We start from the raw sequence: 16,121 nt of genomic DNA on the forward strand, positions 1-16,121 counted from the left end.
GATTCATAACAAAAGGAATCATTCGTGCCGATCATTTTGCATAGCTGCTGAATTTCTGGTGTAAAGGGAAAATCAGTCGGCGAGTTTTCTTAAAAGGAGCTTTCACATTCTATATGGAACAAAATCGTGTAATGAGACAACAAATTGAAGAAGAGATAAAGGAAGTTGAGGCGAAACCGAATCGTAGGATCAAGGTCCGTCTTTTGCCGATTTGGCTTCGTTTACTCATTGTTATTGGATTGATTTTCATTGCTGTATTATCCGGGGCACTATTAGGATATAGTGTGATTGGTGGAGGACATGCAATGGATGTTTTCCAAAAATCCACATGGACCCATATTATTGATATAGTGAACAAGGGTGCGTAGTTCCATGTTTTTTTTAGTAGTTGCTGTCGTTATCGGAATTTATATTGCATGGCAACTACGTCTCTGTCTACATGACAGGGGCGAGTTTATGTAATGTTAGAAATATTTAAGTCATAGGAGGAAGATTATGCTTGATATCACACAAATAAAGGAAATTATCCCGCATCGTTACCCATTCTTATTAGTCGACCGGATCATAGAAATAGATGAAGGGAAAAGAGCGGTTGGATTGAAGAATGTCTCAGCAAATGAAGAGTTCTTTAATGGCCATTTCCCCGATTATCCAGTTATGCCTGGAGTTTTGATTGTAGAGGCATTAGCGCAAGTCGGTGCTGTAGCCGTTTTGAAACAAGAAGAATACAAAGGGCGGCTTGCCTTTTTCGCTGGGATTGATAATTGCCGCTTTAAGAAGCAAGTTAAACCAGGTGATCAGCTGCGTCTGGAAGTGGAAATAGTGCGTATGAGAGGGTCAATGGGTAAAGGGAAAGCAGTGGCAACGGTAGATGGAGAAACAGCGTGTGAAGCCGATATCATGTTTGCTTTTGGTGACAAATAAGATTCATTTTCCGCGAAAGGGAAATGGAATGTTGAAACTAAATTTCTCGGAAAAGGGTTTAAGGAACCGTGAAGCGGTGTATATAAAAAGCACTGCATTGCCTTTTTAAAGCAAGAGCGGTTTTTGAACTTTTTATTCTCCCTTTGAGTGCCGGACATTTTATATGTCCGGCATTTTTTATTTGAGTAAGCAAAGCGGATTTTTCTTTTTTAATTTAGGCTCTTTTCGTAAAGATTGTTGTTTTTAAAAACTTAACGATTTAAGGTTGATTGTAGCGTAAGTGCGAGACTCCTGCGGGAGCAGCGGGACAGATGAGACCCCACAGGCGTTTACGCCGAGGAGGCTCACCGCCCGCCCCGCGGAAAGCGAGCATCTGGAGGGGAAATCAACCACACCGCTTTACTTGGTAAATAGCAACAAAGTATGCGAAAACAGCCTTAATTTAAAATAGGGCGCAAGTTATTTTCACATTCGGGCAAAATAGCTAATGATAAAGAAAGAAGGGAGGTTGCCAAAAATGATGAAGAAAATTTTTGCACTACTTGGGGGATCTTTATTATCAATTATGTTCCTTGCTGGATGCGGAACGAATGATAATGACAACAATCCCGCACCAGAAAATGATAACAACATCATGGATGATGATAACAATGGTGTAAATGATAACAACGATAATATGAATGATAACAATAATGATGGAGTACTTGATAACAACGATAATAACGTCAATGATAACGTCGATAATGATGCGGATGACTTGATTAAAGACGATAATAAAGATGACGACAAAAATAGGTAATTAGCACAGAATGAGAAAGACTGGCTTAGGTAAGAAGAGGATTGGTATCCTTATTCGTCTAAGTCAGTCTTTTTTATGTGCATTCGATTATGGATGGGAATTAAGGGAAGGGTTTTTTACTTATTAGTTGCCAATTTAGGCTTTGAGCGGATTTTTTGCTTGAACTCTTTTAGTAATTCGTCGCCGGATAGGCCTTTTTGGACCAAATCTTCAAGAAGGAGTTCTGCATATTTGCTCCGTGTCTTTTGGATGTGGCCAACGAATAGAAGGCTATAATGGTTGCCCACTTTTCTTATTGTTCGTAAAACAGTGTGGAACAAAGCCGGTTCATTGTCCTTTTTGGTAATGACTGCCTGGATATACACCTCTCCGTCTATATTGGGAAGTGAGGGCTGAAGCTTATTGAAATGATTTTCTTCTACAAAGGCTTCCAGTAACCATGTTCTGGCGTCGTTTTCTTTATTTATAATCAGTCCATCTGTTAAAGCGATATCGATCAAGTTTAAATTTTCAGTAACAATTTGCAACGAGATCAATTTAAATGATTTCATCTAATTCCTCCGTTTCTTGCAAGAAAGAGCGGTATTACCTCTCTTCAACGTAAATTTTTGAAATGGTACATATCGATTTAATCCTTTTAAAGGTAATTATATCATACTAAAAAAAAGTTCCTTAATGAAATGAAAACCCAACATTTGTCTAAATTATGAAGGATAGAATAAAAATTTGCAAAATATTTAATTTTGTTAACTATTCGTTTTTCGCCTGGTTTCAATCAATAAAAAACGATTTTGCATCATCCAAACGGTTTTTCATGAAGAAAAATGGTGTAATAAGACCATTTCGTCGATTTTTTAATAGATGGAAGAAAGAGTATGATTAATGCATATTAAAGAGAAAGGAGTGAAAAGATGATTAACCAAGTTACCCTCGTCGGCAGGCTTACGAAGGATCCTGAATTAAGATACACACCCGAGGGCAAGGCTGTTTCCAATATCACGTTAGCAGTCAACCGGAACTTCCGTAATACTGTCGGTAACTATGAGGCGGACTTCGTACAGTGTATCATATGGAAAAAGTCGGCTGAAAATACTGCTCAATATTGTAAAAAGGGTGCAACGATCGGCATAACTGGCAGAATACAAACAAGGAGATACGAAAATCAGGAGGGCAAATATGTATATGTAACTGAAGTGGTTGCCGAGAGGGTTCAATTCATTGGATCTAAACAAAATGATATTAAGCCCAAAGATTTTGAACATATTGGTTTATAGTGTTACGTGAAGGGTGGAATGATGGCTTGCCCCAGCACGGAAGCAAGATTGTTTTCAAGAAAGTGTATGGGTGAGTTAAATTTGACATGTGATGAAGACCTATTTGAAAACTTCTAATAATGAATAGTAGGACAGAGCAATTTGATGCTTACTACATTGGAAATAATAAAAGTATTTATAGGACCATAATGAAAAATACATGCACAGATTCTCAGGGAAATATAGTGAAACGTGACAGTAGTATATAGATTATCTTTCATCCATTCATTCCCCAAAAGCTAATATAGCTTCTTCCCCGCTGGAAACCTCGATTTACCCTCAATAAAATCGAGTTATATGATTTCCCCATTGTTAATGACTGCAAATAAGCAGTCATTTTTTTTGTGCCAAAATGTGTGTAAATGGGGAAAATAAAAAAATAATTCTGTTAAATTAGAATTTTTAGAAAATATATTGTAATATTTTAATTTTGATGCAATAATAAACCCAATAATATAATTGGAAAAAAAGTTATATATAGGAAGTGATTTGATGGACGAACCAATTATTAAGGTGAATGGGCTGCGAACCAGTTTTCGTACGGACGATGGGGTGATTCCTGTCGTGAATTCAATCGATTTCCATGTCAATCCTGGTGAGGTTTTAGGGATTGTAGGAGAATCGGGATGCGGAAAAAGCGTAACTTCTCTGTCCATCATGGGTCTGGTTCCTTCGCCTGCTGGTAAGGTGGAGGGGGAAATCCTCTTTAAAGGAGAGAACATCGCGAATGCCTCTGAAGCGAAAATGAGAAAAATTCGCGGGAATGATATAGCGATGATATTCCAGGAACCGATGACTAGCTTGAATCCTGTGTTCACTATTGGCGAGCAGTTGGTCGAGACGCTTCGGATACATAAAAAATGGAACAAGAAACAGGCCCGGCATAGAGCGGTGGAAATGCTGAAGCTGGTTGGGCTTGGCCGTGCCGAGGAATTGCTCAAAGAATATCCGCATCAGCTTTCAGGTGGAATGAGACAAAGGGTCATGATAGCAATGGCCATGATTTGCGAACCTAAACTCCTCATAGCCGATGAACCGACAACGGCTTTGGATGTGACGATCCAGGCACAAATCCTGGAGTTAATGAAGAATTTAAATAAAGAAACAGACACGGCAATCATGATGATTACCCATGATCTTGGAGTAGTGGCGCAAATGTGTGAACGTGTCATTGTCATGTATGCCGGCAAGGTGATAGAGGAAGGAAATGTGCAAACGATTTTCCAAAACCCCAAGCATCCTTATACTGTCGGTTTACTTCAGTCGATTCCCGATATGCGAATAAAGAAAGATCGCCTTTATTCAATACCGGGTAATGTGCCAAAACCTGGGACAAGCAGCCTCGGGTGCCAGTTTGCCCCCCGGTGCTCCCATGCAATGGAGCAATGTATAAATGGGACCCCGTCTCTATTGAAATTCGATGAGGGTCAGCATGTTCGCTGCTGGCTGTATGAAGATGGGAAAGGAGCTGCCTTGCATGAATCAAACATTGGTTAAGGTAGAAAACCTAAAGAAGCATTTTCCAATCAAAGGAGGGGTTCTCGGAAAGACCATCGGAGAGGTCAAGGCAGTTGATGGTTTGTCTTTTTCCATTTATAAAGGGGAAACCTTAGGACTTGTTGGTGAAAGCGGTTGCGGAAAGTCTACTACGGGAAGATTATTGCTTCGATTGCTTGAGCCGAGTGAGGGTAATGTTTATTTCGAAGGAAAGGACCTGACAGCTTTATCTTCCAGTGAAATGAGAAAGATGCGCCGTGAAATGCAGATGGTCTTCCAGGACCCATTCGCTTCCCTCAATCCCAGGCATACCATTGGGAAAATATTGGAAGAACCACTCATCGTTCACGGGGTTAAAGATAAAAAGGCGCGAAAGGCCCGTGTGCAGGAACTTCTTAAGGTTGTTGGTTTAAGCAGTTACCATGCTAAAAGGTATCCGCATCAATTCAGTGGGGGCCAGCGGCAGCGTATTGGCATAGCGAGGGCACTTGCAGTCAACCCCAAACTGATCATTGCCGATGAGCCGGTGTCTGCACTGGATGTGTCTATCCAGGCACAGGTCTTGAATCTGTTGCAGGATTTGCAGGAAGATTTTGATTTGACCTACTTGTTCATTGCCCATGATCTTGGAGTGGTGAGGCATATCTCCGACCGTGTCGGTGTCATGTATCTTGGACATATAGTTGAATTGACGGAAAGTGAAGGACTTTATGAAGATCCGCTTCATCCATATACGCAGGCTTTATTATCAGCCGTGCCCATCCCGGATGTGGGATACAAGGGGGATAGGGTAATCCTGCAGGGAGATGTTCCAAGCCCATCAAAACCGCCCGGCGGCTGTCCATTCCATACAAGATGTCCGAAGGCGATGGCAGTATGCAGTACGGAAAAGCCAATCCTGAACGAACATAAATCTGGTCACTACGTTGCTTGTCATTTATACAATTGACACGACGTATACATAAATTCGCAAATAATAAGGGGGAAGAATATGAAGAAAACATTGGCATTATTGCTGGTTGGTATCCTGGCTCTTTCGCTAGCGCTTGCGGGATGCTCCTCGTCTACATCAAAAGAGAAAGATGATGGTAAAGGGGGATCGAGTGAAGCGAGGGGCGGCGTATTGATATACGGTAAAGGCGGAGACGCTGTCGGTCTTGACCCGGCCATCGTAACAGATGGGGAATCATTCATCGTCACACAGCAGATTTTTGAAACGCTTGTGAAATATGGGGAAGATGATACGGAAATCAATCCGGGTCTTGCAGAATCATGGGAAGTGTCCGATGACGCAAAAACATACACATTCAAATTGAAAACCGGAATCAAGTTCCATGATGGTACTGATTTCAATGCAGATGCTGTCGTAAAAAACTTTCAACGTTGGGCACAAAGTAAGGATGAGGGTAAATTTGCGTACTATGCCTCCATGTTCGGAGGATTTGAAGGTGATGAAGGCCATGTCATCAAAGAAGTAAAAGCGGTCGATGCCAGCACGGTGGAATTCACTTTGAACCGTCCGCAGGCGCCGTTCCTGAAAAACCTTGCTATGCCTACATTTGCAATAGCCAGTCCGGCTGGAATTGAAAAAGAGGGTGATGACTTCACTAAAAATCCATCTGGTACAGGTCCTTTCAAATTCAAATCATGGAAACCTGGCGATACGATTGAAGTGGTGAAAAACGATGACTACTGGCAAGAAGGACTGCCGAAACTTGATGGAATCACGTTTAAGGTCATTAAAGATAACTCTGCGCGATTAAATGCTGCAATCAAGGGTGAAATCGACCTGATGGACGGGTTGAACCCAAGTGATATCAGTAAGGTTACAGGAGATGAAAACCTGCAAATATTCGAACGAGCATCCATGAACGTCGGGTACTTTGCTTTCAATGTTGAGAAAGCGCCATTCGACAAGAAAGAAGTGCGTCAAGCGATCTCGCATTTGATCAATAAAAAGGAAATCATTGATAATTTTTATGAAGGCACAGCAGAGCCTGCCAAGAATCCTATGCCGCCATCCGTTTCTGGCTACAATGACAAAGTCGAAGACTATGATTATGATGTAGAAAAAGCGAAAGAACTGCTGAAAAAGGCTGGACTTGAAGACGGATTTAAAATGGACCTATGGGCAATGCCGGTACCGCGCCCATATATGCCAGATGGTCAAAAAGTGGCTGAAGCCATTCAAGCAAACCTAAAACAAGTCGGCATCGAAGCGAATATCGTTTCGTACGAATGGGCTGCATATTTAGAGAAAGTGCAGGCTGGTGAAGCCCAATCCTTCATGATGGGCTGGACAGGAGATAATGGAGATGCGGATAACTTCCTTTATACATTATTGGATAAAGATAATATCGGCTCCAACAACTATGCCCGTTACGCAAACGATGAGGTCCATAAACTGCTGATCGAAGCTCAGTCCACGGCAGATGAAGCCAAGCGCAATGTGCTGTATGGAAAAGCACAGGAAATCATCCATGAAGATGCTCCATGGGTTCCGCTTGTACACTCTTTACCGCAGTTAGCCGGATCTAAGACGGTCAAAGGGTTTGTTCCACATCCAACTGGTTCACAATCCCTTGTTAATGTATCACTAGAAAATTAACCGTACGAACCGGGTAGTATGGAGTCTTGCATGCTTCCCGGTTTTGTTATGGAATGTATTTCAAAATGATCAAGGGCGCTTCGAAGGACCCTTATTAAAAGGCGGGTGATTGTTTTGTTTTCCTATACCGTACGACGTTTAGGATCTCTCATTCCAGTGTTACTTGGAATGGCATTTATTGTATTCATGATGATTCGGGCGATTCCTGGAAATCCAGCACAGGTGATTTTAGGGCAGCAAGCAACGGAAGAGGCAGTCGCTGCAATGACAAAGGAACTTGGTCTGGATAAACCTTGGTTCATCCAGTTTTGGGATTATTTATCAGGCTTGTTAAAGGGAGACCTGGGTGTTTCGTTAAAAACGAATAGTCCGGTTTCCGAGGAAATTGGGCCATACCTAATGGCCACGATAGAACTGGCCTTGATCGCCATGATCATCGCCGTGGTCATAGGCGTGAATGCAGGGATAATATCAGCTTGGTTTCAAAACTCATGGTTTGATTATATCGCCATGGTTATTGCGTTGATTGGTTTGTCCATGCCTATTTTCTGGCTGGGATTAATGGAGCAATACATCGTTTCAATTCAATGGGATTTACTTCCCACGACAGGGCGGGATAATATCAGGGATCCCGTTGAGGCCATGACCGGCCTGTATTTGATAGATACACTCATAGCTGGCAGGGTTGATCAGTTTTTCGAGGTGATCAAACATCTCATATTGCCGGGGATTGCGCTTGCGACCATACCGATGGCCATTATTGCAAGGATGACACGTTCGTCCATGCTGGAAGTTATGAGATCGGATTTCATCCGTACGGCTCGTGCCAAAGGAATGAGAATGTTTTGGGTTGTTTACAAGCACTCCCTTAAGAATGCCCTGATTCCAGTGGTGACGGTGATCGGCCTCCAGACAGGATTACTTTTAGGCGGCGCCATATTAACGGAAAATATTTTTGGATGGCCAGGTATCGGTACATATATTTATGATGCAATACTATCTCGGGATTATCCGGTGATACAGTCCGGAATTCTCGTCATCGCCTTTTTGTTTGTCATGATTAATCTAGTTGTGGACTTGTTGTATGCAGCGATCGATCCTAGGATTAAGTATAAATAGGGAGGGAAACTCATGCCTGAAATAGCAACGAATACTTCACCAATCCTTCCTCCAAAAGAGGCAGAGGAAAAGGTCATCTCTCCCTGGAAGGAAGGATGGAGGAGTTTTAGGAAAAATAAGGTAGCCCTTGTGGGGCTGGGGATTGTTGCATTTTTTATCTTAATCGCCCTCTTCGCGCCCCTTATTGCACCTTATTCATTTGAGGGGCAAAAGCTAAGTGATAAACATTTGGCCCCGTCTGCGGAGCATTGGTTCGGAACGGATGAATTTGGACGTGATATTTTGAGCAGGGTCATTTATGGATCGCGCATATCAATAGGGGTCGGCTTCTTATCTGTTGCCGGATCTGTCGTGGTTGGGTCTTTTTTAGGAATCATTGCCGGTTACTACGGCAGGTGGATAGATACGATCATATCGAGGGTCTTTGACATCATTCTGGCCTTTCCAAGTATCTTGCTTGCCATTGCTGTCGTAGCCGTTTTGGGGCCTTCCCTTCGCAACGCACTTATTGCCATTGCCATCGTCAATGTCCCGATATTCGGCCGGCTTTTACGTTCACGGGTCTTAACGGTGAAAGAAGAGGAATATGTGACGGCTGCGAAGGCAATTGGAATGGGGGATGGTCGGATTCTCCTTCACCACATCCTTCCGAATAGTCTTGCACCGATCATCGTTCAAGGTACCTTGGCGATTGCAACTGCCATAATTGAGTGTGCAGCACTGGGCTTTCTAGGTCTCGGAGCTCAGCCGCCAGCACCAGAGTGGGGAAAAATGCTTGCTGATTCCAGGGCGTTCATCATTCAGGCACCATGGACGGTTCTTTTCCCTGGCCTTGCGATCATGCTTACGGTACTCGGCTTTAACCTGATGGGGGATGGGCTGCGCGATGCATTGGATCCAAGAATGAAAAACTAGCAATAAAAGGGTGATGTTAGTTTAACATCACCATCTTTTTGTCGTTTATCTTGTAAATCTATTAAAATATGAAAAATAATAACATAATCCTAGATCGAAATAGGAAAATAGTGACTATTACCCCTTAAAATCACCCCAAAAGTTGTGATACTTTTATACTCAGTAAGAATATTCCAAAAATTGATTATTTTAGAGGAGGAAAGTTCATTGATTAAACGCAGCTTGTCCATTCTAGCAATCTTTCTATTAGTATTTACTGCAAGCGTTTCCGCAGCCAAGCTACCAGATTCCCCGACAGGCTCGGGCGGTGCAGGTAAGAAGAATCAGGAAAGTATTATAAAGCTGAAGAAAAATGATTTGGCGAAGAAGTACAAAAGCAATGAGAAGGTCAGGGTCATCGTAGAGATGAAGGAAGCCCCGGCAATAGAAATAGCTTCGAAAGAAGGGAAACTTTTTAAACAGTTATCTAAAAGTAAGAAACAACAATTAAAGTCCGAAAAGCTAGCTAATCAGAAGAAATTGAAAAAAAAGGTGAAAGAGAAAAAAATAGCTTTCAAGGAACTTGAAAGTTTTACGACAGTCGTAAATGGGTTCAGTGGTGAACTTCAGTATGGTGAAATCAAAAAGGTGGAAGCCATGCCTGAAGTTGCTGAAGTACATATTGCGAATGAATATGAACGTCCTGTAGAAAAACCCGAGATGCTATATAGTAAAGAACTTGTCCAAGCCCAGGAAGCTTGGCGGGAATATGGATATAAAGGGGAAGGGATGGTCGTCGGGATTATCGATACTGGAATCGACCCATCTCACCGTGATATGGTCCTGAACGACGAGACTAAGGCTGAGCTGACTGAAAGTGAAATAAGCGGGATAAAGGAATCTAGCCATCTATTAGGAAATTATTATACGGCGAAGGTACCTTATGGATACAATTACATGGATGAAAATGAAGAAATCCTTGACCTTGGTGAAGGGGCTTCCATGCATGGAATGCATGTAGCAGGTACGGCTGGTGCCAATGGAGATGAAGAGAATGGCGGCATTAAAGGGGTTGCTCCTGAAGCCCAGCTCCTTGCTTTAAAGGTCTTCGGGAATGATCCCGACATGCAGACAACATGGGGCGATATATACATTAAGGCGATTGATGATGCCATTATCCTTGGGGCGGATGTGCTGAATATGAGCCTTGGCTCCACTGCAGGTTTTGTATCAGCAGAAGATCCGGAGCAGCAGGCGGTATCCAGGGCTGTTGATAATGGGATCCTCATGTCGATTTCAGCAGGAAACTCGGCACACTTTGGAAATGGTTTTGCAAACCCATCAGCCTCGAACCCGGATATTGGCGTTTCAGGTTCACCTGGGCTTGCTTACGATTCTGTACAAGTGGCATCGGTAGAGAATAACTATATGGATTTGGATGCAGCGACTTATGATGTAAACGGACAAGCAGGTAAAGCTCCGTTCATGTCGGCTTCAAGCGTACACCCCAATGCTTTGAAGGATAAAACACATGACTTGGTGGCTGCAGGTCTTGGGACGCCGGGGGAGCTTTCCAAAGTGGATGTTAAAGGCAAGTTCGCCCTCATCGAGCGCGGTACGCTTTCTTTTATAGAAAAGGCGCAAAATGCCCAGGCAGCAGGAGCGACAGGAGTCATCATTTACAACAATGCTGACGGATATATTTCCATGGCTACAGATCCAAGCATCACCATTCCTCAGCTGTTCATGTTGAAATCTGATGGTGCAAAGCTGAAATCGGCCTTAACGGATGGCGAAAAGGTGAAGATTACCTTTAATGGTGATAAAACTAAAGCTGTAAATCCAGAAGCAGGGAAAATGAGCTCATTCAGTTCATGGGGAGTCGCTCCGAACTTGGATTTCAAACCGGAAATCACTGCTCCGGGCGGACAGATTTATTCGACTCTGAACAACGATGAATATGGAATGATGAGCGGTACTTCAATGGCGGCACCACATGTTTCCGGAGGCTCGGCACTGGTTCTTGAAAGAGTGGATAAAGAATTTAAATTAGAAGGATCTGCACGGGCTAATTTAGCTAAAAATCTGATGATGAATACTTCAAAACCTTTAACGGATCAGGGTGTCGTCAATAAGGCCTTTGACTGGGAAAACCCTTACTCGCCTCGCAGGCAGGGAGCCGGGGTCATGCAGCTGCAATCCGCATTGTCCACACCTGCTGTCGTGACCGAGGCATTCACGAAAGAAGCGAAGGTTGCAATGAAGGAGATCGGCAATAAGTTCGCCTTTACTTTAAAGGTTGAAAACTTCAGCAACAAAGCGGTCAAGTATGATGTAAAAGGAAACATCCAAACGGACTATTCAATCCAGGGACAGCTGGGTTATTCCGCTAATGAGCTGGAAGCACAGGAAATTAAGAACGCTACGATTAAAATCAATAATAAAAATACAAATAAGATTACCGTTCCTGCAAAAAAATCGGTTACATTCGAAGTGAAAGTGGACATATCCAATGCAAAGGTACTTGGAGATGACCTTCAGACTCTTGTAGACATTGACAAGATCTTTCCAAACGGATATTTTGTTGAAGGGTTCATCTCATTGAAGGATCCAGCCGATACGAATCCGGAACTGAATGTACCGTATGTAGGGTTTAAAGGAGAGTGGGACAAAGCCCCGATCCTGGATGGCACTAAATATGATAAAGAGTCTTTCTATGGAATGGCAGGGGGAGTATCGACTGCAGGTGAAGATTTCACTTATCTCGGCTATGACCCTGCGGGAAAAACATTCAATGGCAAAAATATTGCAATTTCCCCAAATGGTGATGGGGCACAGGATGACTTCGTGCCGGTCCTATCATTCTTAAGGAATGCGAAAAAGGTAGAATACAATATATTGAATGGTGAAAACAAGTCAGTCCGGAAACTTCGCACAGAGAATAATGTACGTAAGGACTATTATGATGGCGGAAGGGGAACTGCATACACCCTGGATCCAGCCCGTAAATGGGACGGTAAAATCAATAATGCACTCGCTAAGGATGGGGTCTATTATTTTGAAATCAAAGCGATGATAGATTACGAGGGTGCTAAATGGCAGACGTTTAAAATGCCCATCAAAATCGATACGGTAAAGCCGACAGTCAAAATTTCGAAAAAAGGCAATGTATTGACCATCCAAGGTAAGGATAATTTGAATGGTTCAGGGCTTGCTTATTACGATGTGCAAGTCGATGGAGCATCGATCATGAAAGAACCGCTCCCGGCGAATGCGAAACAGTTCACCCTGCCAGATGTAAAAGGGGAAAAGGTTCAGGTTGTGGCAATTGACTATGCAGGTAATGAAAAAACGGCTGAAACCGAATTAGCAAGCGATTCGGCTCCAATCGATAATCATGCACCAGCTGTAAAGATCAAGAGTCCTGAAGCCTTGAGTGTGAACAATAAAACAAAAATCAAAATAACTGGAGAAATTGAAGAAGCATCGGAAATAACGGAATTTAAAATCGACAATAAAACGGTACCTGTAACGTATAACAAGTCGAATAATAAATATCAATTCTCATATGAAAAGAAATTTGTAGATGGTGTCCAAAGCTTCACGGTTAAAGCAACCGATAAATGGGATAACACAGTTTCCTTTAAACGGACGATTATGGTCGATGCAACAAAGCCAGGTTTAAAAGTTAAAGGTGTACCGGAAACTGTGGGAGCCAAAGGAAAGAATCCAAAAGTGGACGTGACGGTAGAGGATAATTTCGATGAAATCCGCCTTTACCTGAACGGAAGCGAAGTATTCTATCATGAATTCAAGGAACCATACAAAATGCGTGCCTATAAGAAGAAGATAGAGGATTTGGAGTTGCCGCTTAAAACAGGCAACAACAAGTTTGAATTCAAGGTGACCGATCTTGCCGGAAATGAATCGAAGAAATCCTTTAATATCAATAAAGCCAAAAAATAATGAGAAACAGCCCTCTTATCCAGGAGGGCTGTTTTTGCGTAATCAGATTTCCCGAGTATGGATTTGATGAATGAATTTCTTTAGAAAGGATTATGAAGTAGTTTACTGCGTTTTCACCGTGCAAATATGGAAATCTATTAGTGAGGAAGTAATTTCATTTTCTGGCAGGTATATGGAATAGGATGAAAGAATTAGGTATAAAGAACCTACTAAAAGGAGGGTATCTATGAATTATAAGAAGAAATCCAGCAATAAAGTTAGTAGTCTCGGAATTAAAGTGAAATTCGAAAGGAAAGGAACCGACAGATCATATCTTACAAAACCGAGTTTTTTTGATGCACTTCAGCACGTCCATTCTCCCTTTGAAAAGAATCCCCGCTCAGATTCACCTTATCAGGAATTTCCTCTATGTCAGGAAGTAACCCTTTCTTTTTTTGAAAGAGGTGCTAAAACATCTATTAAATATGACCCCCACCAAGAAAAAATCATCATTGAGGAAAGTTCAGAGACATATCAGCCGAATAAGGGTGAGGCGCTTACTGCAATCCTCGATCATATCATGATCAATCATGGCTATCACCATTCTTTTTTCATCATCCAGCAAAAAGGGCGGAACGTAAAAGTGAAAGCTGCCAATCCGTAATATCATCTTCTGGAACTGCAGGACATTAATATGTTACTTTACCCAATAAGAATGGAGCTGCCGCGAACAGCTCCTCGACATGATAAGCGTCTCCTATCCTTCAAAATGTCAAACCATCCGCCGAATGATCTTTGAAAGGGCTTGGATGCCATAAGCTAATTGATCCTTCGAAGCGTATGAATAGGAAAGCCGTATATGTGTATGGTTATTTGGTTCGTATATGTATCCCGGATTAAGAAGTATGTTCTCCTTTATCGCTTGCTTGAAAAGGTTTGGATTCACGATGGGTTTACATAATTTTAACCATATATAAAATCCGCCTTGAGGTATTTGCCATTCAGCCAGTCCCTTAAAATATTGATCGAGAAGGGTCAATGTAAAATCTCTGCGATCTATCAGCTCATGCCTAAGCCACTCTAAATGCCTTGAATATTGACCATTTGCTAACCATTCTGCCACAAGGTGTTGGGAAAGGGCACTGGAACCGTAATCCATTTGCATTTTAATGTCCGCTAAACGTTCAATTACAGTTATCGGGCCAGCAATCCATCCGATACGCAATCCGGGGCTCAATGTTTTGGACATACTGCCAATGTGCAATACAAGGCCATCTGCATCAAGGGATTTTAAAGGCGGCGGCGGTTCCTTTTCAAACCACAAATCACTATATACGTCATCTTCAATAATCGGAATCTGTTCTTTTTTGCACAGTGATAGGAGGTTTAGTCTTTCTTCTTTTGTCCATGTAGTATTTGTTGGATTGTTAAACGTTGGAACAGTATAAAATAGTGACGCTTTCTTCCTTCCGTTGATGCGCTTTATTTGTGTCGGAATACTTTCCCTGCCTTGTATTGATAAACCTACTAATTGCATGCCCGCAGATTGAAAAGGGTGAATGGAATTTAAATAGGAAGGGGATTCATGTAAGATCAACGATCCCCTTTGAAGTAAACCAACTGAAATCAACTGGAGTGCCTGGAGCCCGCCAGAAACGACCATGAGGGAGCTGGGACTTGCGTTGATCCCTTTTGTTTTTAAATAAGCACTTATACATTGGCGAAGTCTCTTATCACCCTTTGGTTCGGAATAACCTAATGTGCGGGCATCAAAAGAAGTGGATCGCAACGTCTTTTCGATTTGTTTTGTAGGCAATAGAGCTGGAGATAGTTCGCCGGTGCCCAATCTGATGATGGCGGTATCCGTTTCATACTGATTAATGTCCTGAATCGTTTTTAAATTGGGTTCATGAAGGCCATTCCGGACATAGTTTTTCCAGTCGGGCTGTTTGCTGGAGACGAGCACATTCCATGTATTATTTGAAACGAATGTGCCGGATCCAATCTTAGTTTCCAATAATCCGTCTGCAATCAACTCATCTATGGCAGTGATGAGGGTACTTCGGTTTACACCAAATGAGTCGGCCAATGAGCGTTGTGATGGAAGCTTAGTACCAACCGGCCATTCGCCTCGTGTAATTTGTTGTTTGACCCAATCTGCAATTTGTTGGTGAAGTGATCGGTCGGAAGCCCGGTTTGGTCTCCATTCGATGAACATGCGAAAACCACTCCTTTCATGTTCTATAGTCATTATAAATTGGTTGGTTTGAAAACCAACCAATTGGATGGTTAATTCCTTTGTTGTTTTCATTATACTGAATATGAGGGGAGGGGGTATTCGTATGGGGCCATTTTTTCATGGATTATTATTGGCATTAGGGCTGATACTTCCGTTGGGAGTGCAAAATGTATTCATTTTTAATCAAGGTGCAATCCAACCTACAATAAAAAAAGCATTGCCAGCAACGATCACAGCTGCAATTTGTGATACAGTGCTCATTCTGTTAGCTATTTTAGGTGTTTCGTTGGTTGTGATGCAATATGATTGGCTGCGCCTTACATTAATCATAATCGGAGTTATATTTTTATTGTATATGGGTTTTCAGATTTGGTTTGCCAAACCGAATTCACAGGCAGGTGCCAAATCCATGCAGATGTCGGCCAAAAAGCAAATTGTGTTTACTTTATCAGTCTCGTTACTGAATCCGCATGCAATCTTGGACACGATAGGTGTAATCGGTTCAAGCTCCCTTGTTTATTCTGGGAAAGATAAAATGATATTCACCATAACGTGCATCTTTGTGTCATGGTGCTGGTTCCATGGATTATGTCTTGCGGGGCGATTGCTGAAAAAGGTTGATACATCCGGGAAATTCCTTGGAATATTAAATAAAATTTCTGCAATCATCATTTGGATCACAGCTCTCTTTATGGTGAAATCGCTTTTTTGAATCAGATAAACGTATTCGAACCAGGGCTTAAAAGTTACAGGACGCTTATGTATTAAAAAAGGGGAATGCAT

The 16,121-nt window shown here is 42.2% G+C and carries 14 protein-coding genes; 12 read left to right on the top strand and 2 right to left on the bottom strand.

Going from position 1 to position 16,121, the window contains the following annotated elements:
• Positions 1 to 113 precede the first annotated feature (113 nt).
• From ACFVSH_RS01610 to ACFVSH_RS01620, 3 genes are all read left to right on the top strand, one after another.
• Positions 114 to 368, top strand: coding sequence for a DNA-directed RNA polymerase subunit beta (locus ACFVSH_RS01610; protein ID WP_137016469.1), 255 nt, complete (start codon positions 114 to 116; stop codon positions 366 to 368).
• A gap of 127 nt (positions 369 to 495) precedes the next feature.
• The gene (fabZ, locus tag ACFVSH_RS01615) at positions 496 to 924 is read left to right on the top strand and encodes a 3-hydroxyacyl-ACP dehydratase FabZ (RefSeq protein ID WP_034315755.1); all 429 of its coding nucleotides are present in this window, start codon (positions 496 to 498) and stop codon (positions 922 to 924) included.
• A gap of 517 nt (positions 925 to 1,441) precedes the next feature.
• On the top strand, positions 1,442 to 1,723 hold the full coding sequence (locus ACFVSH_RS01620; RefSeq protein WP_387704454.1) for a hypothetical protein: 282 nt from the start codon (positions 1,442 to 1,444) through the stop codon (positions 1,721 to 1,723).
• Between the two features lie 116 nt (positions 1,724 to 1,839).
• On the opposite strand, the gene ACFVSH_RS01625 is transcribed toward ACFVSH_RS01620, so the two are convergent.
• Complete coding sequence (locus ACFVSH_RS01625; protein WP_192207234.1) at positions 1,840 to 2,274, bottom strand: YwpF family protein; 435 nt, start codon at positions 2,272 to 2,274, stop codon at positions 1,840 to 1,842.
• 360 nt (positions 2,275 to 2,634) lie between these two features.
• On the opposite strand from ACFVSH_RS01625, the gene ssb reads away from it, so the two are divergent.
• The 8 genes from ssb to ACFVSH_RS01665 all read left to right on the top strand — a co-directional run bounded on the left by ssb (position 2,635) and on the right by ACFVSH_RS01665 (position 13,763).
• Positions 2,635 to 2,997 carry a single-stranded DNA-binding protein gene (gene ssb, locus ACFVSH_RS01630; RefSeq protein ID WP_387601292.1) on the top strand — a complete coding sequence of 121 codons (363 nt, stop codon included), beginning with the start codon at positions 2,635 to 2,637 and terminating at the stop codon, positions 2,995 to 2,997.
• A gap of 531 nt (positions 2,998 to 3,528) precedes the next feature.
• On the top strand, positions 3,529 to 4,533 hold the full coding sequence (locus tag ACFVSH_RS01635) for an ABC transporter ATP-binding protein (protein WP_387601289.1): 1,005 nt from the start codon (positions 3,529 to 3,531) through the stop codon (positions 4,531 to 4,533).
• On the top strand, positions 4,514 to 5,482 hold the full coding sequence (locus ACFVSH_RS01640; RefSeq protein ID WP_387601287.1) for an ABC transporter ATP-binding protein: 969 nt from the start codon (positions 4,514 to 4,516) through the stop codon (positions 5,480 to 5,482). Before ACFVSH_RS01635 ends, ACFVSH_RS01640 begins: the two co-directional genes overlap by 20 nt.
• Before the next feature lie 42 nt (positions 5,483 to 5,524).
• A complete protein-coding gene (locus ACFVSH_RS01645) occupies positions 5,525 to 7,141 on the top strand; it encodes an ABC transporter substrate-binding protein (protein ID WP_387704455.1) in 1,617 nt (538 codons plus the stop codon).
• Between the two features lie 114 nt (positions 7,142 to 7,255).
• Complete coding sequence (locus tag ACFVSH_RS01650; RefSeq protein WP_387601282.1) at positions 7,256 to 8,260, top strand: ABC transporter permease; 1,005 nt, start codon at positions 7,256 to 7,258, stop codon at positions 8,258 to 8,260.
• Between the two features lie 12 nt (positions 8,261 to 8,272).
• Entirely contained in the window at positions 8,273 to 9,175 is a 903-nt protein-coding gene (locus ACFVSH_RS01655; RefSeq protein ID WP_387704457.1) for an ABC transporter permease, read from the top strand.
• A gap of 207 nt (positions 9,176 to 9,382) precedes the next feature.
• Positions 9,383 to 13,120 (top strand): S8 family serine peptidase, encoded by a 3,738-nt coding sequence (locus ACFVSH_RS01660; RefSeq protein WP_387704459.1) that lies wholly within the window; start codon positions 9,383 to 9,385, stop codon positions 13,118 to 13,120.
• Between the two features lie 226 nt (positions 13,121 to 13,346).
• Positions 13,347 to 13,763 carry a hypothetical protein gene (locus ACFVSH_RS01665; protein WP_387704461.1) on the top strand — a complete coding sequence of 139 codons (417 nt, stop codon included), beginning with the start codon at positions 13,347 to 13,349 and terminating at the stop codon, positions 13,761 to 13,763.
• A 108-nt stretch (positions 13,764 to 13,871) separates the two neighbouring features.
• Here the strand turns inward: ACFVSH_RS01665 and ACFVSH_RS01670 are convergent, their stop codons facing one another.
• Positions 13,872 to 15,317: an aminotransferase-like domain-containing protein gene (locus ACFVSH_RS01670; RefSeq protein WP_387704463.1), complete on the bottom strand. Its 1,446-nt coding sequence runs from the start codon at positions 15,315 to 15,317 to the stop codon at positions 13,872 to 13,874.
• 124 nt (positions 15,318 to 15,441) lie between these two features.
• Between ACFVSH_RS01670 and ACFVSH_RS01675 the strand changes: the two genes are divergently transcribed.
• Positions 15,442 to 16,050 (top strand): LysE/ArgO family amino acid transporter, encoded by a 609-nt coding sequence (locus tag ACFVSH_RS01675; RefSeq protein WP_387601267.1) that lies wholly within the window; start codon positions 15,442 to 15,444, stop codon positions 16,048 to 16,050.
• Positions 16,051 to 16,121 lie beyond the last annotated feature (71 nt).

Source organism: Peribacillus sp. NPDC058002 (assembly GCF_042886655.1).
GTDB classification, from domain to species: domain Bacteria; phylum Bacillota; class Bacilli; order Bacillales; family DSM-1321; genus Peribacillus; species Peribacillus aracenensis.